A 20876-nucleotide genomic window follows, 5' to 3' on the forward strand; every position below is an offset into this window, starting at 1 on the left:
GCTATCTCAGCTTAAGGGTGGAAAGGCCGATCAGGGCCAGCATGCCCGCCACGATCCAGAAACGGATCACCACGGTCGACTCGGCCCAGCCCATCTTCTCGAAGTGGTGGTGGATCGGCGCCATCAGGAAGATGCGCCTTCCGGTGGCTTTGAAGTAGGCCACCTGGATCATCACCGACAGCGCCTCGACCACGAACAGGCCGCCGACGATGGCCAGGACGATTTCGTGCTTCGTGGCCACGGCGATGGCGCCCAGCGCCCCGCCCAGCGCCAGCGAGCCGGTATCGCCCATGAAGATCTTGGCGGGCGGGGCGTTGTACCAGAGAAAGCCCACGCCCCCCCCAATAATGGCGGCGCAGAAAATCGCCAGCTCGCCAGAGCCCGGCACATGGTGGACCTGCAGATATTCCGAGAACAGGAAATTGCCCACCAGATAGCTGATGATCCCGAAGGCGGCCGCCGCCATCATAACCGGCACTACCGCCAGGCCATCCAGGCCGTCCGTCAGGTTCACGGCGTTGGACGCGCCGATGATCACGACAGCGGCGAAAACCACATAGAACCAGCCGATATTCAGCAGCACCTCCTTGAAGAACGGAAAGGCGATGGACGTCTCAAGCCCCGGCGAGGTCGGCGATATCTGCATCCAGACGACGGTCAGGACGCCCGCGACGGCCGCCACGACCACCTGCGCCGCCAGCTTCTGCTTCGATGTCAGCCCCGCCGAGGACTGTTTCGTCACCTTGGCGTAGTCGTCGATGAAGCCCAGGATGCCGAAGGCTGCGGTCACCAGCGAGACGATCCAGATGTAGGGATTGGTCAGGTCCGCCCACAGGAAAACCCCCACCGCTATGCCCGCCAGGATCATCAGCCCGCCCATGGTCGGCGTGCCCTGTTTGGTCAGGACGTGGCTTTCCGGGCCGTCGGCGCGGATCGGCTGGCCCTTGCCCTGCCGCGCGCGCATCCAGTCGATGAACCGCTGACCCATGGCGATGGCCACGATCAGGGCCGTCACCAGGGCCAGGCCCACCCGAACCGTCTGATACTGGACCAGATGCAGCAGGGGATAATCCTGAGCGATATCGGCGTAATAGAGATAGAGCAGGTAGAACATCAGCCGGCGCTTTCTTCCGCGTCGTGACGACGCTCCATGTCGGCCAGGGCCGCGGCGATGACCGAAGCCTTTGAACCGTTCGATCCCTTGACCATGACGATGTCGTTGGGGCGCACATCCTCGACCAAGGCTTCCGCCAGATCGGCGGCGCTCTCACGCCAGATCCCCTGGCGCTCGGGGCGCAGGGCGTCATGCAGGCGCCTCATCTGCGCGCCGGCGGTATGGACCAGATCCAGCCCCGCCGCGTCGATGGTCTCGGCCAGCCCCGCGTGCAGGGCCTGGGACTGATCGCCCAACTCCAGCATGTCGGTCAGGGCGACAATGCGCCGTCCGCCCGCCGCCACGGGCCGCGCGCCCAGACTCTGGAAGCCCGCCCGCATGGACAGGGGGTTGGCGTTGTAGCTCTCATCGATCAGCAGGAAAGAGCCGCCGCGAATGCGGACGGTCCTGTTCTGCCCCCGTCCGGCCAGCGGCTGGAATTCGGACAGTGCCTGAAGCGCCGTCTCTAGCGGTACGTCGAGGGCGTCCAGCATCAGGATCACGGCGAGGCTGTTATGCCCCCAGTGAAACCCGGACTGTTTCAACGTGAACACCTGACGACGCCCGAAGATCTCCGCCTCGACCCGCGCACCGTCCGGATTGGGCGTAAAGTCGATCAACCGGGCGTCAGCGTCGGACGGTGAGCCAAAACAGACCACCCGCGCGCCAGCCCGCAGGGCCGCCTGACGCAGCATGGGCGTCCAGTCGTTGTCGCCGTTGACGACCGCCACCCCGCCCGGGCCGAGCCCTTGGAATACAGCGGCCTTTTCCCTGGCCACGCCGCTCTCGCCGTCGGTGAAGCCCTCGATGTGGACTGGCCCCACCGTGGTGACGCAGGCGGCGTGGGGCTGGACCATGCGGGACAGGGGCGCAATCTCGCCCGGGGCGTTCATGCCGATCTCGAAGACGGCGCGCTCCACGTCCGCCGGCATGCGGGCGAGGGTCAGCGGTACGCCGATGTGATTGTTGAAACTCTTGACCGAGGCATGGGCCGGACCGGCCAGATCGAGGCCCGCCTTGATGGCCTGGGTGACGCTGGTCTTGCCGACCGAGCCGGTCACCACGCCGCGCCGAACCTGGGGGGCGCGGTCGCGGGCGGCGGCGGCGAGGGCCTCCAGCGCCTTCAGCGTATCGGGGACGACGATGCAGGCCCCCCCTTCGACCGGCCGCTCGACCAGAGCGCCCGCCGCGCCGGCCTCGAAGGCGGAGGCGACGAACTCATGGCCGTCGCGCGCGCCCTTCAGCGCCACGAACAGGTCGCCGGGCTCCACTTCCTTGCTGTTGAAGGTGACCCCCCGGGCCTGAAACCCGGCGCCGTCCATGCGGCCGCCCGTGGCGACGGCGATGTCGACGGCCGTCCAGAGGGGGTCTTTCCCCGACGATTGGGGCATCACGCGTCTTCCTTCAGGGCCTCGGCGATTTCCTGGGCGTCGTCGAAGGGATGGGTGATTCCGCCGACGATCTGACCCTGTTCATGCCCTTTTCCGGCGACCACGACCACATCCCCGTCGCGCATCATGGACAGGGCGTGGCGGATAGCCTCGCGCCGGTCGCCGATCTCTATGGCGTCGGGCGCCGTGATCTTCGCGTCGGCGCGAATGGCGGCGGGATCCTCGGAGCGCGGGTTGTCATCGGTCAGGATGGCCACGTCCGCGAGCTTCTGAGCGATGGCTCCCATCAGGGGCCGCTTGGCCCGGTCGCGGTCGCCGCCACAGCCGAACACCACGATCAGCCGTCCTCTGGCGTGGGGCCGCAGGGAGGTCAGGACTGTTTCCAGGCCGTCGGGCGTATGGGCGTAGTCCACATAGGCGTCGCCGCCATTGGGGGCGCTCGCCACATGTTGCATGCGGCCCTCTGCGCCCTGCAGATGCTCAAGCGCCGCCAGCACCCGGTCTGGCGCCTCGCCCGCCGCGATGCACAGTCCGGCCGCCACCAGGGCGTTGGAGGCCTGGAAGGCGCCGACCAGCGGCAGCATGAGCTCAAACACCTCGCCACGGGCATCAATGGTCAGGCGCTGGCCCTCGCTGGCAGCGTCGCTGGCGATCAAGCACAGGTCGCGACCGCGCTGGCCCACGCCCATGATGGACAGGCCCGCCATCAGGCCGTGGGATGCGAAACCCGAATAGGCCGGCGAATCCGCATTCAGCACCGCCGTGCGGCCGCGCGGCAGCAGGGTGTCGAAAAGGCGCAATTTGGCGTCGCGATAGGTCGCCATGTCGCCGTGATAATCCAGATGATCCTGGGTCAGGTTGCTAAGGGCCGCAGCCTTGAGGGTAACCCCGTCAAGACGGCGTTGATCCAGCCCGTGTGACGAGGCTTCGAGCGCCACATGGGTGACGCCGCGGGCGGCCAGCTTCGACAGGATACGGGCCGAATCCGCCGCATCGGGGCTGGTGAGGCTGGCGCGGGTCAGGGCGAGGTCGCCGTGCCAGACGCCCAGGGTGCCGACGCTGGCGCCCTCGATACCCAGCAAGGTCCAGATCTGGCGGCAGAAGGCGGCGACCGACGTCTTGCCGTTGGTGCCCGTCACCGCCACGCAGGTCTTCGGCTGGGCGCCGAAGAAGCCCCGAGCCGCCAGGGCGTACGAGCGTCTTACATCACCGCAGGGCACCAGCACCGGAGCAGCCTCGCCCGGCGTGTCGCTGGGCGCCAGGATCGCGGCGGCGCCGGCCGAGAGAGCCTGGGGGATAAAGGCGCGGCCATCAGCGGATGCGCCGGGTATTGCGGCGAACAGAGTTCCAGGCGCGACCTTGCGGCTGTCGGCGGTCACGCCGGTAATGATCGGGTCATGACCGACGTCGCGGCGTAGCAGTTCGGACAGGCGCACTCCACTCACCGGGCGACCTCCCCGGCCTGGGGGATCGGACGACCGTCCGCAGCCCGCCAGCGATCTGCGGCGCGGTCGATCCCCACAAATCCACCGATGCGGTCGATGATCCGCCCGGCCACCGGGGCGGCCACGAAACCGCCGGTGCGCGGATAGCCCTGGGGCTCGTCCATCAGGATGAAGACCATGTAGCGCGGCGCATCCAGCGGTCCGTCCGTGGGAAAGACGGCGGCGAACGTGCCGATAGCGACAGTGGGGTCGTAACGGCCGCCCACCACCTTGTTGGCCGAGCCGGTCTTGCCGCCCACACGCAGGCCAGGCGCATCGGCGCGCGAACCCGAACCGCGCACCACATTGGCCCGCATCAGCTCCAGCATGTGGCGAGAGGTGTCTTCGCTGACCACGCGACGCAAGCCGGGATGGGGGCCGTCGGCGGGGCGCAGGGTCAGGGGCACATAGCGGCCTCCGTTCAGCAGCGCACCCATGCCTGCAGCCGCCTGGGCCGGAGTGACCATGATGCCGTAGCCGAACGAGAGAGAGGCCAGAGTCGTGTCGGACCAGTTCACGGGGCGGCGCGGCGCGGCGGACTCGTGCAACTCAATGGGTGCGGCGTCCAGCAGCCCCATGTCCTGGAAATAGCGCCGCATGGTGTCGCCGCCCATCTCGATGGCCAGACGCGAGGTGCCGATGTTGGACGAATGCAGGAAGACTTCCTCCAGCGTCATCACACGGTTCTGGGCGTGGAAGTCGCGGATGGTGCGGTTGCCGATGCGCAGCGGGTCCGAGGCGTCGAAGGTCGTGGTCATGTCCGCCTGACCCGTGTCGAGGCCTGCGGCGACGGTGAAGGCCTTGAAGACCGACCCCATCTCGTAGTGGCCGGAGACCACGCGGTTCATCTCGCCGGGTTGGGACTGGCCCCTACGGTTCGGGTCGTATTCAGGCCAACTGGCCATACCCAGGACTTCGCCGGTCTGGATATTGGTGACGATGCCCACCGCACCGCGCGCGCCCATCCCGGCGGCGGCGGCGTAGAGTTCGTTCTCAAGCGCGGCCTGAACCCGCAGGTCAATGGACAGGGGCACCGTCGCGCCGGTGCGGCCCGCCTCACGGATTTCGCGGTCGAACGCCAGCTCGGCGCCGGTCACGCCCCGCTCGCCCGCGAAACCGATCACATGAGCTGCAGAGGCGCCCAGCGGATAGGCCCGACCGTTCTCGGCCTCAAAATACACGCCCCCCAACGCCAGATCGCGGAGCGCGGCCCGCTCGGGAGGCGTCAGGCCGTTCATGACCACAACGCGACGGTCACCGTAAAGCGCATCCCGCAGACGCTGGCGCGGCAGGCGCGGCAGGGCGGCGGTCATGGCGCCCAGAGCCGCCTCACGGTCCCAGACCTCGGCCGGGTCCACATAGAGCCCATAGTGACGAATGTTGCTCGCCAGCAGACTGCCGTTGCGGTCGGTCAGATCGCCGCGCGCCAGCACCGGTCCCGACCGCCAGCCGCCCACACCCGCCCCGCCCGACAACAGGGCGGCATGACCCGCGCCCGCTACCAGGGCGGTGAAAAGCAGCGCAAAGACAATGAACATCAGGGCGATGCGGACGCGGGTGTCCTCTTCCGGCCGCTGATCCGCCTTGGCCCGCTCGAAGGCGTGCTCAATCCACCAGATCAGAGTGGTCAGCCAGCGCCATGAGGGCGCGGCTGACGGGATATGGCGCGGCTCGACCGAACTCATTGCGCCGCCTCCGCAGCGAGTTCCGGCGCATGCTCATCGCCCATCAGGGCGTCCAGGCCATCCAGATCGGCGCGCTGCTCAACGGACACCGGCTCCAGCCCGGCATGACGCGACAGGGCCTCAAGGCGTCCGGGCTCTTCCAGTCGCGCGGCCTCCGCGGTCAACAAACGAACCCGCTGGCGTTCATTGCTGATGGCCTGGTGCAGGCCGTCGATTTCGGCGCTTTGGCGGGCGGCCTGGGCCTTGGCGAAATAGACCGACATGATGATGACCGCGAGAACGGCCAGGCCGATGATCTCGACCACGCGGAAGCCGCGCACCTTCCAGTCGAAAAAGGACCGGGCCGCGCTCATGCCGCCGCCCTTCCCCACGCCGGGGCCTCGGTGCGGGTCGCGGCGCGCAGACGCGCGGAGCGTGCGCGGGGGTTTGCGGCGCGCTCCGCCTCACCCGCCTCCCGGGCGCCCTTGAACAACAGGGTGAAGCTGGGCGCCCGGGCTTCCATCTGCATCGGAGCGTGGCGCGATCCGCCAGGCGTGTTTCCGGTGCGCTCTGTCAGAAACGCCTTCACGATGCGGTCCTCCAGCGAATGGAAGGTGACCACCGCCAGCCGTCCGCCAGGCGCAAGGGTCGCCTCGGCCGCCTCCAGACCGGCGGTCAGCTCTCCCAACTCGTCGTTCACAGCGATGCGCAGGGCCTGAAAGGTGCGGGTGGCCGGATGGATGGCGGCGCCGCGACGCCCGCCCAGAGCTTTCTCCACGACTTCCGCCAGATCCAGGGTGCGGGTGAAGGGCTTCTCGACGCGGCGGCGCAGGATGGCCGTGGCCACACGACCGGACTGACGCTCCTCGCCATAGAGCTTGAGGATATGGGCCAGCGGCCCGTGGTCCCAGCTGTTGACGATGTCGGCGGCGCTCTCGCCTTCGCTGGACATGCGCACGTCCAACAGGCCGTCACGCATGAAGGAGAAGCCGCGCTCGGCCTGGTCAAGCTGCATGGACGAGACGCCGATGTCGAACACCGCGCCGTCCAGGCGCTCATGCTCCGTCTCCGCGAAGGCGGCGGACAGGCCCGAGAAGGGCGTCTGCCTCAACTCGAACTTGCCGGGGAAGTCGGCGGCCACCGCATCGGCGTGAGCGCGAACGGTGGGATCGCGGTCCAGGCCCACCACGGCCGCCCCGCACGCCAGAATGGCCCGGGTGTATCCGCCGGCGCCGAAGGTGGCGTCGACCATGACCTCGCCCGGCTTCGGGTCCAGCGCCTCGATCACTTCATCCAGCAGGACGGGAGCGTGCGGAGAGGTCATCACCCGCCCTCCCCGCGCGCGGCCAGGGCGGCGCGGCGGCGCGCCTCGCCCATCTCGCGCATGGCCTGCTGGGCCAGCTTGCGCTGCTCGGCCTCATGCTCGCGCCAGCGGGCCCGGTCCCAGATCTGGAAGCGATCGCCCAGGCCGACCATGACCACGTCGGCGGACAGACCCCCGCGCTCGACCAGGGCCTCGGTCAGGGTGATGCGCCCTGCGGTGTCATAGGAGAGCTGCTTCAGACCCCCGTAGAACTGGCTTTCCATGGCGGCGCGGAACGGGTCGCCGAAAGGGATGCTGTCGATGAAGGCGCGATAGGCGGCCACAAATCCCTCGCCGCCCGCTTCCAGGCAATCGGCCTCGATGGAGGGAAAGCAGTACAGGCCCGTGGCGGCGCCGTTTTCGGAGGTGCGGAACTCCTGCGGCGCCTGAAGGCGTCGTTTCGCGTCCAGTTGCTTCTCGTAGGTCGAGAGAAACACCCTTGCCCGCCTCGGATCCGTCGATCCGTCCCGACACCCGTCGCCGTATGCGGGCCGGCACCACGCCGACCCTCCCCAGGTTCACGGATGGGGTATCATGGGATCAGTTGGGAGACAATGGGATTAGTTGACACTTCTTAACCATGAAGGCCCGTTTTGGGCGATCACTTCTGTTAACTTCCAGAACATTCACAGAACACATAAGTATTCACAGCCTGTGGATGACTGTGGTCGCCACAGGGGCGCCCAAAGGGTTAATGGAGGTGAAATGCCAGACGGCCTGTAAGCCGGGTTTTGTTCCGCCTCGAAAGACGGCGACGATCATTCCTCTGGACCGGCCATTGCTGACCGGTTCTCGCGACCTACCCGGACGTCCCAGGCGGTGAGCCCTGCGGCCGAAGCCGCGCGACGTCCCTATTCGGTCTTGCTCCAGGCGGGGCTTGCCATGCCGCCCTCGTTGCCGAAGACGCGGTGGGCTCTTACCCCACCCTTTCACCCTTACCCTCCGAAGAAGGCGGTTTGCTTTCTGTGGCGCTGTCCCTCGGGTCGCCCCGGGCGGAAGTTATCCGCCGCCTTTTCACCGTGGAGCCCGGACTTTCCTCGACGGGGCGAACCCCGCCGCGACCGTCCGGCCGTCTGGCAGGGCGACAGATGGGCCGAACAGGGACGGGCGTCAATCAGCGGGTGCCGTTTCGGCATAGCCATATATCCAGAAATCCTGACCCCGTTCCGCATAGGGAACGTTCAGCCGGTCCAGAATGGCGCGAAACTGTTCCGAGCAGTCCTCGATCACCGGCGTGACGAGGACGCCCCTTCCCCGTTCATACCGCGGCCGCACCTGGACCCACTCCACATGCCAGAACGGCTCCAGGTCGTGGTCCCAGCCACCGTAGTGGCCTGGCACATACGGCGGATATGGGTCGAAGCGGGGCCCCAGAATCGGCTGCATCTGGAACATGGGTGGGAACGGCAGTTCGTTCAGCACCGCATCCCTCAGTTCTCGCCATTTGGTGGCGTTCATGAACGAGGCGAGGTTCCGCCGCTCCACCTCCCGGCGCACTGCCTGACGTTGCTGCTCCAGCGTCGGATTCACGGCAGCACGCCCGTCACGCTCTCGACCTGAGCCAGTTGCAGCAGGCCCATCAGGCGCGCGCGGGTCTCGCCGTCGGCGATCCCGTCAACCTTTTCGGGCCGCCAGTGACGCTGGAACGCCGCCACCACGATACGGGTGTCCTCATCATAGGTCCCCGACGGCGCGGGCTCGTAGCCGAAGCGGTGCAGGCCGGCCTGCAGCACGTGCACGCCCAGCCCCTCGTCGCCGGGACCCAGCGGCGGGCCGAGGGCGGCGATGCGTTCGGCGGCCGGCTCGAACCACAGTCCATGCCCCGCCTCGGCCAGACGCCTCCACGGGAACAGTTCCCCGGGATCGGTCTTGCGGCGCGGGGCCACGTCGGAATGGCCCAGAATGCGGTGGTCGGAAATGGTCCAGCGCGAGCGGATGTCCGCGAGGAGCGCAATCACCGTCTGTATCTGGACCTCCGGAAAGGCGCGATAGCCCCATTCGTGACCAGGGTTGACGATCTCGACGCCGATGGAGGCGGCGTTGATGTCCGACTCGCCTTTCCACCACGACACGCCCGCGTGCCAGCAGCGGCGCTCTTCGGGGGCCAGACGAAACACCCGGCCGTCCTCCTCCACCACATAATGGGCCGAGACGCGCGCCTCGGGATCGCGCAGGCGGTCCAGCGCCTCGGGACCGGTCTGCATGCCGGTATAGTGCAGAAGGATCATGTCCGGCGGGGCGCGCCGGGCGTCGGTGTTGGGAGTCGGGGCGTCGATGAAGTCGAGGGCGGTCATGGGGCCATATTCGACCGGACCGCGCGCGATGGAAAGCGGGGCGTCAGCGCCCCTGGCGTTCCCAGCCGTGGGCCACCCAGGTGTCGCCCACCTTCTCGGCCTCGATCACGCCGTTCGGCCCCGCTGCAGCGGTGCGGGCGCGGGCCGAGCGACGGGCGCGCATGGCGAAGCCGGTGAGGAACATGACCACGCCGGCCACAAGGGCGATCACAGCCACAGCGGCGGCGGTAAAAATCGCCAGCAGCGCGCCGATGGTTACGGCGATGCCGGCGGCGATCATACCGCCCAGCCACATGACCAAGCCCATCAGACCCGTCCCGCGCGCGGGACGCGTGGAAAAACCGATACGGGTGAAGCGGGTCTGGAATTGGGTCATGAGCTACCTTGGCGACGCCGTCATGAATGATCACTGAAAAAGGCTGTGATCCTGCTCAACGCACGAACCTCAATGTCGGTCCCCGGGGGGACGCCGTCAATGCGACATCCCCTCACAGGTGAGTGTCAGCGCAGCGGCTGGTCCGCCATGATCACGGCGCCCTCGGAGCGCATGCGCTCGGCGCGGGCGCGGGCCATGACGGCCTGAACGTCGGGATCGTCCATGACCGCGCCGAGGCGAACCAGCGTCTCGGCCGCCTCGCTGGAGGAGCCGAACGCTTCACCGAGCGCTTCCCAGGTCGACCGGGGTCGCGGATACCGGCGGAAGCGCACGGCCTCGTCCTCGGGGATCTCGGCGAGGATTTTGGCCCGCCTGATGGCTTCATGAATGCCGCCGAGTTCGTCCACCAGGCCAAGCTCATGGGCCTGGGCTCCGGTCCAGACGCGGCCGCGCGCAATCTCCCGCACCCGGGCGGGGGGCAGGTTGCGGCCGGCTGACACGCGGGTCACGAAGTCCTCATACACCTGATCCATCCAGGCGGCGAAGGCGGCTCGCTCTCCGGCGTTGAAGGGGCGATCGGTGGCGAAGGCGTCAGCGTACTCGCCGCCGACGGTCAGCCCGCGCACGTCCACGCCAAAGCGCCCCAGCGCATCGCCCAGCACGAATTTGCCCCCGAACACGCCGATGGAGCCGGTCAGGGTGGAGGGCTGGGCCACAATCGCGGACGCCTCCGATGAAATCCAGTACCCGCCCGAGGCTGCGTAGGCGCCCATGGAGACCACCACCGGCTTTCCCGCCGCCTTGGCCGCGCGGACCGCGTCGAGAATCTGTTCGGAGCCCTCGGGAGACCCGCCGGGAGAAGAAACCCGGAAGACGATGGCGCGCACCGAACGGTCGTCGATAGCGTCATGGATGGCGCGGGCGATATCGTCAGAACTCATCATGGATCCGGCGCCGAACGGATCGGCCGAACTGCGCCCCGTCAGGATGGCGCCCTCGCCGCCCACGATGGCGATGGCGTTGCGCCCTGAACCGTTTCGCTGGCCCACAGCGGAAGCGTATTCGGAAAAGCGGATGATCCGGCCGTTGTCGCCGGCGCGACGCCGCGCCTCGATTTCGGCTTGCTGGACGCCGCCGGTGTTGTCCACCAGCCCCAGCGCCTGGGCGCGCGCAGGCGTATGAGGGCCGGATTCGATGGCCTGACGCAGGGCGTCCGGCTCCATGTTCCGGTCGTGGGCCGCATTGGCCAGGGCGCTGTCGTAGATGGACCCCATCCAGCTTTCGGCCGCCTCGCGGTGCGCTTCGGTGAAATCGCTCTGGGTGAAGCTGTTGACGGCGTTCTTGTATTCATAGCGCTGCTCGAAATCGGCGCGCACGCCGTAGCGCTCGAAGGCCCGTCCGAAGAAGATTTCTTCGGACGCCAGGCCTGTGGCCTGGAAGCTGGCGTTCTCCTGCATCCAGAACTGGTCGGCGGAGGCTCCCAGCATATAGGTCGAGACAACGGCGCCCAGAGGCATCAACCCCTGGGAATGGGCGATCACCACCTTGCCGGTGTCACGAAAGCGGTGGATCGCCTGCCGCAATTCATCGGCGGAGGCCGGGGTCATGCCGCTTTCGGGCAGACGCACCAGCACCACCTTGATGCGGTCGTCGTCCTGGGCCTGCGCCAGCACGTCCACGACGCGCATCACGGACAGACCCGACCCGCCGAACCCGGCGAAGGGATTGGTGGGCGCCTGGTCGGTCAGACCGCCGCGCAGGTCCACCTCAAGCACCGCCTGGGCGGGCACCACGGGTTTGGCAGAGCCGGCGGCGGACGCGATCAGAAGCAGCGGAATTCCAATGAAGAACAACAGAAGGCCGACAAATACGCCAGCGATGGTCAAAGCGAACTGCTTCATCGGAGTCCTGAGAAATCACCGTTTGGCCGAAATGGCCCACAGGCGACCATAGAGCCTGACCCGTCACCGTCAAATGAACGTCCCGTAACGCGCGAACGTCATGCTGCACCGCCGCAGTCCTGATTGAAGACGGGCGCCGAAACCCCTATATGCGGCGCATCAACGGGGGACGTGCCCCCGCTCACGGACATAGGAGGCCGGAGCTCCCCATGCTGGTCACCCTGATGAAATCCAAGCTGCACCGCGCGACGGTGACCCAGGCGGATCTCGACTACGAGGGCTCCATCGCCATTGATCGCGACCTGCTGGACGCCGCCGAGATCTATCCGCACGAGCAGGTGGATGTGCTGAACATCACCACCGGCGCGCGCTTCACCACCTACGCCATCGAGGCGCCGCGCGGCTCCCGCGTCATCGGCGTCAACGGCGCCGCCGCCCGTCTGGTGCAGAAGAAGGACAAGGTGATCATCGTCACCTATGGCCAGCTGCCCGCCGAACAGGCCCGCAACTATACGCCCAATGTGGTGCTGCTGGACGACGGCAATCACATCAAGGATGCGGCCTGATTATTCTTTGATGCGCTAACACGCGCGTCGCGGACGCTCGCTGCCTGAGCGCGATCTTGGCGCACAATTGAAAAGGCCCGCCGGATGGCGGGCCTTTTTGCTGTCTGGCGGCCAGCCTTACCGCACGATGTCGTAGACGCCGCTGATATTGACGCGAACGGTCAGTTCGCCGGGCGCCACGCTGGTGCTTTCGGCGCTGTCCATGGCCATGGCCGTGCGGGCGAACATGGGCTGGGGCGGCTGGGGCGAATAGCCGCCGCCCTCGGACAGATTGCGAATGCCGGCCAGGCGCACGCCCAGGGCGTTGGCGTACAGATTGGCCCTGGCCTGCAGCGCCTGGACGGCGGCCATGCGGGCCTGGTCCTCGGCCTGTTGCGGGTTGATCAGGCCAAAGCTGATGCCGTCGATCTGGTTGACTCCGGCGTTCACCACGGCGTCGGCGGTTGAGCCGACCCGGTCCAGATCACGAATCTCGACGGTCACCCGGTTGATGGCCTGATAGCCGCGCAGGCGGGGCGGCTCGTTCTGCACATAATCATACTGCGGCGACAGGTTCAGGCCCGAGGTCTGGATGTACCGCTCCTCGATCCCGGCCCGGCGCAGGGCCTGCATCACCTGGTTCATGCGGGTGCGGTTCTGGGCCATGGCCTCGGCCGCCGTGGTCGCCTCGGTCTGGACGCCGAAGGTGATCATGGCCTTGTCTGGCGCAGCGCGCACCTCGCCGTAGGCCGACAGGTTCAGGGTCGGGGTCTCGGGCTGGACCAGAATGGTCTGGTTGGCGGGCGCGGCCTGTTGGGCCAGGGCCGGGGCGGCGGTCATGACCGCGCCGGCGGCGAGCACGGCGGCGCCCAGCATCAGGGGCAGGTTGTGGCGGGGCATGGCGACCGCGCGGGCGGAAAAGCGAGGCATGGTGTCTCCTTCGGAGCATCCTGTTGTGCGTCCGGCAGGAGCGTGCGCCCCAGCCGTGGCCGAACCTTGGCCTTTTGCGCCTGAATGAACGCACAGGCCCACGGTGCAGGTTCCATTCATCAAGCCCTGCATCAAGGTAATGTTGCAGGCTTTCCCATGACCGCCCGGCCTGCTAGCCAGTCCGCTCCGCCACGGCGGGCGCGTAGCTCAATGGTTAGAGCCGACCGCTCATAACGGTCTGGTTGGGGGTTCGAGTCCCTCCGCGCCTACCGGCGGCTGTGTCGGGACCACTTGGAACCGCCTGAAAACCACTCAAGAGCGGCTCAAGGGGTAGTCGGCTCGACTCCGCATCACCCGGGAATGTCTGCCTCGGGCTCAAAGCGGCGGTGCGCAACGTCTTCTTTTGGAGCTTGCTGGTTCGGCCAGTCTGCCCCGCCCGATTGCGGCGATGAGGGAGCGCGGATGTGCGCCATCACTCCCCTGAACATTCCGTGGGCGAAGGCGATGGAGCACTTCAGCCATGGGGAGCAGGAGCGAGCTTGGAGCGGCAACTCGCCGATGCATTGGAAGTTGGCCTGCCGCCATGAAATGCGTGCGTGCGTCGTGCGAATCTCTCTTCAATAGTGTCGTGGCACGAGAGGGAGCGAGACATGCGCGGTGAAATTCTGACCTTTGATGCAGCCACCCGAATGGTTGCGATCATGGGCGACGACGGAAATCGCTATCTGTTCCCGGCCACGGCCGTCCATGCCGGACTTACACCCCGCAAGGGGCAGCGGGTCGATTTCAGCCCCACTGAGGATGGCAAGCCCGGGGAAATCTTCATCCTGCAGTCCAGCGAGAGCGGCGCCGCCTCGACCCAGGGTGCATTTGATCTGGGCCGTGTGGTCAGCCGGACCTTCGGGTCGATCCGGGACAATTGGCTGGTGCTGCTCGTCGCCTCGCTCGTGCTGGTCGGTCTGCCGAGCACCTTGTCAGCCGTGGGCCAGACGTTTTTCTGGAGCGACGATTCGACAAGGACGGGCTTTATTTTCGTCGGCCTTGGCTCCCTGCTCTACCTGATCGGCTTCTTCATGCTGCAGGGGACAGCGGTCAAGGCGGCAGTGGACGGCTTCAACGGCAAGAAGACAGGCCTGAGCGACGCTCTGGGCGTCGGCGTGAGGGCGTTCTTTCCGTTGCTGGGGCTCGGGATCCTGGCCAGTCTGGGCATGGGGTTCGCCTTCCTTCTGCTCATCGTGCCGGGCGTCATCCTGGCCGTCCTGTGGTCGGTGGCCGCCCCTGCGGTCGTCGTCGAGAAACGGGGTGTGCTGGAGAGCTTTCAGCGAAGCCGGGACCTCACGCGAGGCTATCGGTGGAACGTGTTCGGCCTGCTCGTCATCTATATCCTGCTGACCTGGATCCTGGGTGTGGCGATCGCGGCCGTCAGCGTCGCCGCCGGCGGCTCATGGATCGACGGCGGCGGGCCCAACCTGTGGATCAACCTTCTCTCCGGACCGGTCGTCAATGTGCTGTCAGGGGTGATCGCTTCAGCGGGCGTGGCGTCGCTGTATTACGAACTACGCACGGTCAAGGAAGGCGCGGGGCCCGAAAGCCTGGCCGAGGTCTTCGACTGACGCTTCAGACGTCGTGCTTGTCGCGGCGACGGACGCCCATGAGCATGCGTTGCTCGAGCCGTCCCCGCAGAGCGGCGTAATAGGCTGCAAGAAAGTCCCGGTCCGCTTCGTCCTGATGGCGGACCCAGCCGATCTTGGCCGCGATGCGGTCGGCTACGGCGCGCAGGGTCTTGCGATCATTCTGACGCAGCACGGACTCGAGCACATGCAGTTCCTTGGCGCCGTAAACGTCGACCTGGGCGGGGGTGAAGTTGTAGACGGCCACGCGGTCTGCACTCTCGTCGGCCATGTCCCGGGTCAACTTGCGACGGGGCGCGCGCACGACCCAGGTTCCGCCCACCAGATCCCCCACGCGCAGACGCTCGCGGTTGAACAGGGGGAAGAACACGAAGATCGCGCACCAGACGAACGCCAGCAGATACATCCAGCTGTCCACGCCGCCGCCGCCCCCGCGTGAGAAGAGCAGGGACAGCGGCAGAAAGACCTCCAGCTCCCGCAAGGCGTTCCGGACGAAAACCGACTCGGCCCTCAGTCGCCCCCCGTCCCGGGAAGCGACGCGGAGGCCCATGGCCCGCTTGCCCGGCGTCGCCGCGCTGGCTGACAGTTCAAAGGCGGTGAAATAGAAATTCCGGAGCAGGAAGAAGACCAGCAACCAGATCACGTACATGAGCTCGAAGCCCGCCCGGCCGCCAGCTCCGACAGCGCCGATGCCCATGAACAGGGCCGCCACCGACATGGCGATCAGCACGCCGATGATGATGCCGGCATCCAGCAGGAAGGCTGCGGCTCGCTGACCTGCGTCGCCGATGTTCACGCGCAGGTCCACGCCCTCGGGTGTGACCAGAGAGCGCGTCGTCCCGCGTCTGTCCAGGGTTTCAGCGCGCATGACGGGCCGCGCGAGGCGCATAGAAATAGACGGCCCAGATCAGGCCCGAGGCGCCTGCAACCGCATAGCGCAATCCCGTGTCGGAGATCAGCTGGCGACCGAAGCCCTCCAGCAGGCCCGCGAGCATCAGCATGACGACAACCCCCGCCATGGCCACACCAGCGGTTCGCCCCGCCTCCATGGCCGCGTCCAGTCGCCCTCTCGAGCCGGGAAAAGCCACGGCCCAACCGATGCGCAGCCCGGCCGCGCCGGCCAGGATCACCGCAAACAACTCTGTCACACCGTGGATGAGCAACCAGCCGCCGAGCTCCACCCCCAGACCCCGCGTTGCAAACAAGGCAACGAAGGCGCCCAGGGTCGCGCCATTATAGAGGATGAGCAGGCCTGTCGGCAGGCAAAGCGCAAACCCCAGAGCAAAGGCGAGCAGCGCCACCTGGGCGTTATGGGTGAACAGAAAGGCGGCGAACGCCGACAGGCCGTCTGCGCTGTCGTGCCCGCCGAGGGTGGCCCTGAGCGTCTCTGTGGACGCGCCAGGGTCGCGGCCGCCGGCGAGTTCGGCGGGTACGAATGCGTAAAACCACTCGGGCTCGTGCACCACCAGCCACCCGGCCACGATCGCGCCCAGGGCCATCAAGGCGGCGGAGATCAGGGTCTCGCGCCAGAGGCTGCGCACAGCGGAAGGCCAGCCGCTGCTGAAGAAGTCGCTCAGCCGGTCCTGGAGCGTCGCCCGGGACCCGTAGACGAAGAAGTAGGCGCGTGTGGCGAGGGTTTCCAGATACTCGATCAGTCCCTGGTCAAGCGAGGTTTCTCGCGCGACAGAGAGGGCCGACAACGTCGAGCGATACAGCACCGGAATGGCGAGAATTTCGGCGTCGGTCAGCTTGGCGGCCGAGCCCTTCTCGGCCTTGTCCATAAGTCTCTCCAGCCGTCGCCAGTCCTCTTCGCGCGCCTGGCGGAAGCGCTGACTTTTCAGCAGGGGGGAAGGGCGATGATCGGTCACAGCAAATCCCTGCGTTTGAGATCCAGATACGCGTTGACCACTTCGGGGCCGACGCGGTCGGCCGGCGTGTCGACGATATGGGCGCCCATGCGCCGTAGTCTCGCCACCACGGCCTCGCGCTCACGCAGAAGCGTTCCGGCCACGACGGCGCGCGACACGTCGTCGGGCTGTTCGGGGCTGGCTGTGGCCAGCGCCTCGAGTTCCTCGTCGCGAAGCACGACGAACAGCACCAGATGGCGCCGCAACAAGCGACCGAGCGACTCAATCATCAGCTCGGCGGCGGTGGAATCCGTGAAGTCGGTGAACACGACCACCAGGGAGCGGCGCTGCAACTGGCCCGAGAGAGTGGCCAGGGCGAGGGTGTAGTTGGTCTCGTGGGGGGAGTAGTCGATACGTCCCGCCACAGCCTGAAGGGTGCGGAAGGCATCAGGCCCGCTGATCGCGCCGGTGGAAAGACGTGGGGATGAATCGAAGGCGAACAGCCCCGCCCGGTCACCAGACCTGAGGCAGGCCCAGGACAGCAGCAGCCCCGCATGAATGAAGCGGTCGATGCGAGGCATGCCATCCACAGGCTCGCAAGCCGCTCGACCGCAATCCAGGGCCATGATGACATTGTGGTTGCGCTCTGTGCGGAACTCCTTGGCCAGAAGCGCGGCGTGACGGGCCGACTGCTTCCAGTCGATGGCCCGCCGGTCCATGCCGGCCTGATAGTCGTGCAGGGCCTGGAACTCTGATCCCTCGCCGAGCTCCAGTTGGGTCTTGGCGCCGAACAGGGCGTCGCGAGCGAACAGGCGAACAGCCTGATCACGCACTCCCTGCAGGTCCGTCAGGATGGGCGCGGACAGGCCCAGGGCGAAGACCTTCTGTTTCCACGCCAGTCCCAGCGGACCGTGCCATCTCACCCACAGGGCCTCGACAGCCGCTGCGCCGCGCCTTTCGGGCAGGAATGGGAACGTCACGCGAGAGGCGCGGTCCGAGATCTTGCCGCGGCGTGTCACCCCGTCCAGACCCAGTCTCAAATCACCCGAGACGGCGGCGTCAAGCGACCTCGGCGTCGGCCCCCTCTTGCCGAAACGCAGCGTCATGTCGATCTGGCCGGGCCTTCCGACGGCCGCACGAACCGGCTCGGGTTCGTCGAGGTTGAGCGCGGCCCGGGATCCGGCTGAGAGCGCATCCAGAGCGGTCAGCAACACAACGGCGCCGATCCAGGCTGGACCGGCCAGCCAGCCCGATGGAGCCAACACGCCGACGAGCAGGGCGACGGGAACGCCCGCCACCATCAGGAGAACCGCTCGTCGCGTGGGATAGATCACCGGGGCGCCGCCACCTGATTGACCAGGCCGTCCAGCACCTGCTCGACACGGCGCCCTTCGATCTCGGCGGCGGGGGACAGGACCAGGCGATGGCGCAGGGCGGGCACGGCAAGCGTTTTGACATCGTCCGGGATGACGTAGTCGCGGCCGTCCAGCGCCGCATGGGCGCGCGCCGCGCCCGCCAGCATCGCCCCGGCGCGGGGGGAGGCCCCGATGTCGATATCCGCCGACTCCCGCGTCGCTCGAACCAGATCGGCGATGTAGGTGACCACGTCTTCGGTCAGGCGGACGGCGCCGACGGCCTCGCTTATGTCGGTGATGGCTGCGGCGTCCGCGGCGATGCCGACGCCAAGGGCAACAGGGTCCATCTGCCCGACCCGGGCGCCATGGTCAGCGATGATTGACCGTTCCTGCTCGAGCGAGGGGTAGTCCAGTACATACTTGAATAGAAATCGGTCCAGCTGCGCCTCCGGCAGCGGGTAGGTGCCCTGCTGCTCGATCGGGTTCTGGGTGGCCACGACAGTGAAGCGCGGGCTCAGGGCGTGCGCCTCGCCATCAATGGTGATGCGCCGCTCCTGCATGGCCTCGAGGAGGGCGGCCTGCGTCTTCGGCGGGGTTCGGTTGATTTCGTCCGCCAGCAGCAGCTCGCAGAAGATCGGCCCCCGCGTCAGGGTGAAGCTCGACGTCTGGAAGTTGAAGAGGTTGGAGCCGATGATGTCGCCCGGCATCAGGTCGGGCGTGAACTGAATGCGGCCGTAGTCCAGCCCGGTCGCCCGGGCGAAGCTCTGGGCCAGAAGGGTCTTGGCCGTTCCGGGCGGCCCCTCGAGCAACACATGACCGCCACAGAACAAGGCGGTCAGAAGCAGGTCCACAGCGCCGTCCTGGCCGACCACGGCCTTGGAGATTTCGGCGCGGATGCGCTCTGCGATGGGCTTCACATCATTGACGCGCACGTGTCATCTCCTGGTTCCAGCGATAGAGGGCGTTGGCGACCCGCATCAGGTCGCCCGGTGTCCTGGCCGTCCGCGCCTGATCGGCCAGGGCGGAATAGGTTTCGGTCGCACCGGTTGAGCGGCTGACGCGATCGAGAAACGCGTTCAACTGCTCATCGTCGAGGCTGCGAGGCGCGCCGATGGCGCGCGCGACGGCCGCGCGCATCAGCAGCGCATAGGGCGTGGCCAGATGGTGTTCGCGTCGCGCCAGCCGCACCAGTCCCGCGGTGTTGTCAGCCAGACCGCGCTTGCCGAGCGCGATGACCCGCGCCGTCTCGCGCGTCGGACCAAAGCGCACCGCGGCCTGAATTCCGGCGAAGACCGCAAGCGCCGCCAAGACCAGCGTCATGCCGAGAAGCGGAGGCTCGAGCATCAGCCGCAGCAGGCTTCGCGTGCGCTGAAAGCCGTGAAGGGTCAGGTCAAAGATCACCGGGGCGCCCTGGGCCCGAATGACCCCCAGAAGGGCCACGGCGGTCTGCGCGCCCTCCAGCGTCTTCAGGCCCTGGGTGTTGATCAGATCCGGGTCGGTCAGGACATAGGTCCCTGTCTCGGCATGCATCGCCATCACCGGAGCGCCGGTCTCATCCGTCACGACGGGAATCCAGCCCTCGCCGGACAGGGTGCGCAGGCCCTCGATCTCGACGGGCGCGCCGAAGGCGGCGCCATTGGGGCGGCGCAGGACGATCCGTTCACGCCCCTCGCGCTCCACCAGACCGGCGCCCTGACGCAAGTCGTCCGGAAGGGCGGAGAGGGCTGCATCTGCCGGGTTCGCGCCGATTGTTCTGACCCAGCCGGCGTGGGCCGGATCGGGGGCCGTGATCCATTTGGGCAGGACGATCAGGGTCGCGCCGCCGTGTTCGATGTCCTCGATCCGGTCCGCGGCCGGCCGGCCGACGGGCGTCAGAACCAGAAGACTCTCGTTTGAAGCCTCCGTCAGGGCGCCACGGCTCAGCAGAACCGGTTCGCCGAGTTCGCGCAGCAATGGGGGCAATGCGCCGAACCCCGTGGCGGCGCGTGAAAGGGCGTGGTTGCCGCCATTGTTTCCAGAGCGGAGCTCCGGCGCATAGGCTGACAGGATCCCCAGTCCGGCAAAGGTCACCACCCCGACCAGGGCGACCACGATCACCACAAGAGGTGAAAATGCGCTGTATCCGGTTTGGGCGGATCGTGTCATCGGGCCCACGCGTCAGGCAAGGCGAACGCTTCATAGGCCTGGCGGCATTCGGCGAAGGCGTCGGAGTCGACCGGCGCGCCGCCAAACAGACTGTGTTCGACGGTTCGTCCAATCTTTGAAAAGGCGGGCCGCGCCGTATCGGGCAGCGCCTTCAAGGCCATGATTTCGCGGGTCGTGAGCGACACACGCACGGCGTTCGGCTGGCGTTTCTCGATGTCCTGAACGCTGCGCAGCAACAGGATATGGGCGGCCTCGGCATAAAGGCCGCGTGCGGCGAGGGCATCGGCGTCGGCCAGCAAATCCTTCGCCGCCTGGGCGTCCGGTCGCCATTCCTCTGCGACGAGCGCCTTGGGCTTTTTGGGCCTGGACGGCGGCCGGCGCAGGCGAACAATCTCTCGGCCAATCGCGAACAGGATCAGGCCGGCCAACAGAATGAGGCCGATCCAGAACGCCCATTTCAGCAGGGGGGCTATGGCGTCGAGGGCGTCGGGAATCCAGCGCAGCCAAGCCGGAACTTCCGGCGGGGTGAAGCTCCCCCGGTCGAACTGCAGGGACTGATCCTTCAGCAGTCGCGCGTGCGCTTGCGCAAGCTCTTCATCGGGGGGCGAGGCCCTGTACATCTGGCAGAACCACGTGCAAGCGAACGGTCAAGGCATACCGGGCTGTCGCAACGAGTCAACCAGAGAGCGTGTCGCGCTGGTTTCTGGCGCGCTGAGGATGTGACGGGGCAAGCGCCGCATGGATCCAAAGGCCGTCCTGGCCACGCGCCCGGAACGCGGTCTTCATGCAGCCGATCG

The 20876-nt window shown here is 67.2% G+C and carries 20 protein-coding genes, 1 tRNA gene and 1 other RNA gene; 3 read left to right on the forward strand and 19 right to left on the reverse strand.

Annotated elements, in window-relative coordinates:
• Position 1: 1 nt before the first annotated feature.
• From mraY to sppA, 12 genes are all read right to left on the reverse strand, one after another.
• Positions 2-1114, reverse strand: a complete 1113-nt coding sequence (gene mraY / locus ACK4FB_RS04350; protein ID WP_409748214.1) for a phospho-N-acetylmuramoyl-pentapeptide-transferase — start codon at positions 1112-1114, stop codon at positions 2-4.
• A complete protein-coding gene (gene murF / locus ACK4FB_RS04355) occupies positions 1114-2544 on the reverse strand; it encodes a UDP-N-acetylmuramoyl-tripeptide--D-alanyl-D-alanine ligase (RefSeq protein ID WP_409748216.1) in 1431 nt (476 codons plus the stop codon). Before murF ends, mraY begins: the two co-directional genes overlap by 1 nt.
• Positions 2544-3989: a UDP-N-acetylmuramoyl-L-alanyl-D-glutamate--2,6-diaminopimelate ligase gene (locus ACK4FB_RS04360; protein WP_409748218.1), complete on the reverse strand. Its 1446-nt coding sequence runs from the start codon at positions 3987-3989 to the stop codon at positions 2544-2546. Before ACK4FB_RS04360 ends, murF begins: the two co-directional genes overlap by 1 nt.
• Positions 3986-5713 carry a peptidoglycan D,D-transpeptidase FtsI family protein gene (locus ACK4FB_RS04365; protein WP_409748220.1) on the reverse strand — a complete coding sequence of 576 codons (1728 nt, stop codon included), beginning with the start codon at positions 5711-5713 and terminating at the stop codon, positions 3986-3988. The genes ACK4FB_RS04360 and ACK4FB_RS04365 overlap by 4 nt, the downstream gene beginning before the upstream one ends.
• A complete protein-coding gene (locus tag ACK4FB_RS04370) occupies positions 5710-6066 on the reverse strand; it encodes a cell division protein (protein ID WP_409748222.1) in 357 nt (118 codons plus the stop codon). Before ACK4FB_RS04370 ends, ACK4FB_RS04365 begins: the two co-directional genes overlap by 4 nt.
• A complete protein-coding gene (gene rsmH, locus ACK4FB_RS04375) occupies positions 6063-7019 on the reverse strand; it encodes a 16S rRNA (cytosine(1402)-N(4))-methyltransferase RsmH (protein ID WP_409748224.1) in 957 nt (318 codons plus the stop codon). Before rsmH ends, ACK4FB_RS04370 begins: the two co-directional genes overlap by 4 nt.
• Positions 7016-7492, reverse strand: coding sequence for a division/cell wall cluster transcriptional repressor MraZ (locus tag ACK4FB_RS04380; RefSeq protein ID WP_409748226.1), 477 nt, complete (start codon positions 7490-7492; stop codon positions 7016-7018). The genes rsmH and ACK4FB_RS04380 overlap by 4 nt, the downstream gene beginning before the upstream one ends.
• A 267-nt stretch (positions 7493-7759) precedes the next feature.
• An RNA gene (gene rnpB / locus ACK4FB_RS04385) (RNase P RNA component class A) lies at positions 7760-8132 on the reverse strand.
• Between the two features lie 33 nt (positions 8133-8165).
• The gene (locus tag ACK4FB_RS04390) at positions 8166-8585 is read right to left on the reverse strand and encodes a DUF6678 family protein (protein WP_409748228.1); all 420 of its coding nucleotides are present in this window, start codon (positions 8583-8585) and stop codon (positions 8166-8168) included.
• On the reverse strand, positions 8582-9349 hold the full coding sequence (locus ACK4FB_RS04395; RefSeq protein ID WP_409748230.1) for an N-acetylmuramoyl-L-alanine amidase: 768 nt from the start codon (positions 9347-9349) through the stop codon (positions 8582-8584). The genes ACK4FB_RS04390 and ACK4FB_RS04395 overlap by 4 nt, the downstream gene beginning before the upstream one ends.
• Positions 9350-9392: 43 nt before the next feature.
• Positions 9393-9725 carry a hypothetical protein gene (locus ACK4FB_RS04400; RefSeq protein WP_409748232.1) on the reverse strand — a complete coding sequence of 111 codons (333 nt, stop codon included), beginning with the start codon at positions 9723-9725 and terminating at the stop codon, positions 9393-9395.
• A 125-nt stretch (positions 9726-9850) separates the two neighbouring features.
• Positions 9851-11626 (reverse strand): signal peptide peptidase SppA, encoded by a 1776-nt coding sequence (sppA, locus tag ACK4FB_RS04405; RefSeq protein ID WP_409748234.1) that lies wholly within the window; start codon positions 11624-11626, stop codon positions 9851-9853.
• A gap of 209 nt (positions 11627-11835) precedes the next feature.
• On the opposite strand from sppA, the gene panD reads away from it, so the two are divergent.
• A complete protein-coding gene (gene panD, locus ACK4FB_RS04410) occupies positions 11836-12192 on the forward strand; it encodes an aspartate 1-decarboxylase (RefSeq protein WP_409748236.1) in 357 nt (118 codons plus the stop codon).
• Between the two features lie 117 nt (positions 12193-12309).
• Here the strand turns inward: panD and ACK4FB_RS04415 are convergent, their stop codons facing one another.
• On the reverse strand, positions 12310-13101 hold the full coding sequence (locus ACK4FB_RS04415; protein ID WP_409748237.1) for an SIMPL domain-containing protein: 792 nt from the start codon (positions 13099-13101) through the stop codon (positions 12310-12312).
• Between the two features lie 196 nt (positions 13102-13297).
• On the opposite strand from ACK4FB_RS04415, the gene ACK4FB_RS04420 reads away from it, so the two are divergent.
• Together ACK4FB_RS04420 and ACK4FB_RS04425 are read left to right on the forward strand one after the other, a co-directional pair.
• Positions 13298-13370: transfer RNA gene (locus ACK4FB_RS04420), tRNA-Ile, on the forward strand.
• 381 nt (positions 13371-13751) lie between these two features.
• Positions 13752-14714, forward strand: a complete 963-nt coding sequence (locus ACK4FB_RS04425) for a hypothetical protein (protein ID WP_409748239.1) — start codon at positions 13752-13754, stop codon at positions 14712-14714.
• 4 nt (positions 14715-14718) lie between these two features.
• On the opposite strand, the gene ACK4FB_RS04430 is transcribed toward ACK4FB_RS04425, so the two are convergent.
• From ACK4FB_RS04430 to ACK4FB_RS04455, 6 genes are read right to left on the reverse strand one after another with little or no spacing between them, the layout of a single operon-like run.
• Positions 14719-15600, reverse strand: a complete 882-nt coding sequence (locus ACK4FB_RS04430) for an RDD family protein (protein WP_409748241.1) — start codon at positions 15598-15600, stop codon at positions 14719-14721.
• Positions 15590-16600, reverse strand: coding sequence for a stage II sporulation protein M (locus tag ACK4FB_RS04435; protein ID WP_409748243.1), 1011 nt, complete (start codon positions 16598-16600; stop codon positions 15590-15592). Before ACK4FB_RS04435 ends, ACK4FB_RS04430 begins: the two co-directional genes overlap by 11 nt.
• Positions 16597-17913, reverse strand: coding sequence for a DUF58 domain-containing protein (locus ACK4FB_RS04440; protein WP_409748245.1), 1317 nt, complete (start codon positions 17911-17913; stop codon positions 16597-16599). Before ACK4FB_RS04440 ends, ACK4FB_RS04435 begins: the two co-directional genes overlap by 4 nt.
• Entirely contained in the window at positions 17910-18866 is a 957-nt protein-coding gene (locus ACK4FB_RS04445) for an AAA family ATPase (protein WP_409748246.1), read from the reverse strand. The genes ACK4FB_RS04440 and ACK4FB_RS04445 overlap by 4 nt, the downstream gene beginning before the upstream one ends.
• Entirely contained in the window at positions 18853-20079 is a 1227-nt protein-coding gene (locus ACK4FB_RS04450) for a DUF4350 domain-containing protein (RefSeq protein WP_409748248.1), read from the reverse strand. Before ACK4FB_RS04450 ends, ACK4FB_RS04445 begins: the two co-directional genes overlap by 14 nt.
• The gene (locus ACK4FB_RS04455; protein WP_409748251.1) at positions 20076-20699 is read right to left on the reverse strand and encodes a hypothetical protein; all 624 of its coding nucleotides are present in this window, start codon (positions 20697-20699) and stop codon (positions 20076-20078) included. Before ACK4FB_RS04455 ends, ACK4FB_RS04450 begins: the two co-directional genes overlap by 4 nt.
• Positions 20700-20876 lie beyond the last annotated feature (177 nt).

Origin of the sequence: Brevundimonas sp. (assembly GCF_046299535.1) — a bacterium.
Taxonomy (GTDB): Bacteria; Pseudomonadota; Alphaproteobacteria; order Caulobacterales; family Caulobacteraceae; genus Brevundimonas.

Bases quoted from the DNA above. Each gene is read 5' to 3' on its own strand.
- panD (WP_409748236.1), top strand. From the start codon at position 11,836: ATGCTGGTCACCCTGATGAAATCCAAGCTGCACCGCGCGACGGTGACC.
- ACK4FB_RS04400 (WP_409748232.1), bottom strand. From the start codon at position 9,725: ATGACCCAATTCCAGACCCGCTTCACCCGTATCGGTTTTTCCACGCGT.
- mraY (WP_409748214.1), bottom strand. From the start codon at position 1,114: ATGTTCTACCTGCTCTATCTCTATTACGCCGATATCGCTCAGGATTAT.
- ACK4FB_RS04365 (WP_409748220.1), bottom strand. From the start codon at position 5,713: ATGAGTTCGGTCGAGCCGCGCCATATCCCGTCAGCCGCGCCCTCATGG.
- ACK4FB_RS04450 (WP_409748248.1), bottom strand. From the start codon at position 20,079: ATGACACGATCCGCCCAAACCGGATACAGCGCATTTTCACCTCTTGTG.
- murF (WP_409748216.1), bottom strand. From the start codon at position 2,544: ATGCCCCAATCGTCGGGGAAAGACCCCCTCTGGACGGCCGTCGACATC.
- ACK4FB_RS04415 (WP_409748237.1), bottom strand. From the start codon at position 13,101: ATGCCTCGCTTTTCCGCCCGCGCGGTCGCCATGCCCCGCCACAACCTG.
- ACK4FB_RS04455 (WP_409748251.1), bottom strand. From the start codon at position 20,699: ATGTACAGGGCCTCGCCCCCCGATGAAGAGCTTGCGCAAGCGCACGCG.
- ACK4FB_RS04430 (WP_409748241.1), bottom strand. From the start codon at position 15,600: ATGCGCGCTGAAACCCTGGACAGACGCGGGACGACGCGCTCTCTGGTC.
- sppA (WP_409748234.1), bottom strand. From the start codon at position 11,626: ATGAAGCAGTTCGCTTTGACCATCGCTGGCGTATTTGTCGGCCTTCTG.
- ACK4FB_RS04425 (WP_409748239.1), top strand. From the start codon at position 13,752: ATGCGCGGTGAAATTCTGACCTTTGATGCAGCCACCCGAATGGTTGCG.
- ACK4FB_RS04395 (WP_409748230.1), bottom strand. From the start codon at position 9,349: ATGACCGCCCTCGACTTCATCGACGCCCCGACTCCCAACACCGACGCC.
- ACK4FB_RS04370 (WP_409748222.1), bottom strand. From the start codon at position 6,066: ATGAGCGCGGCCCGGTCCTTTTTCGACTGGAAGGTGCGCGGCTTCCGC.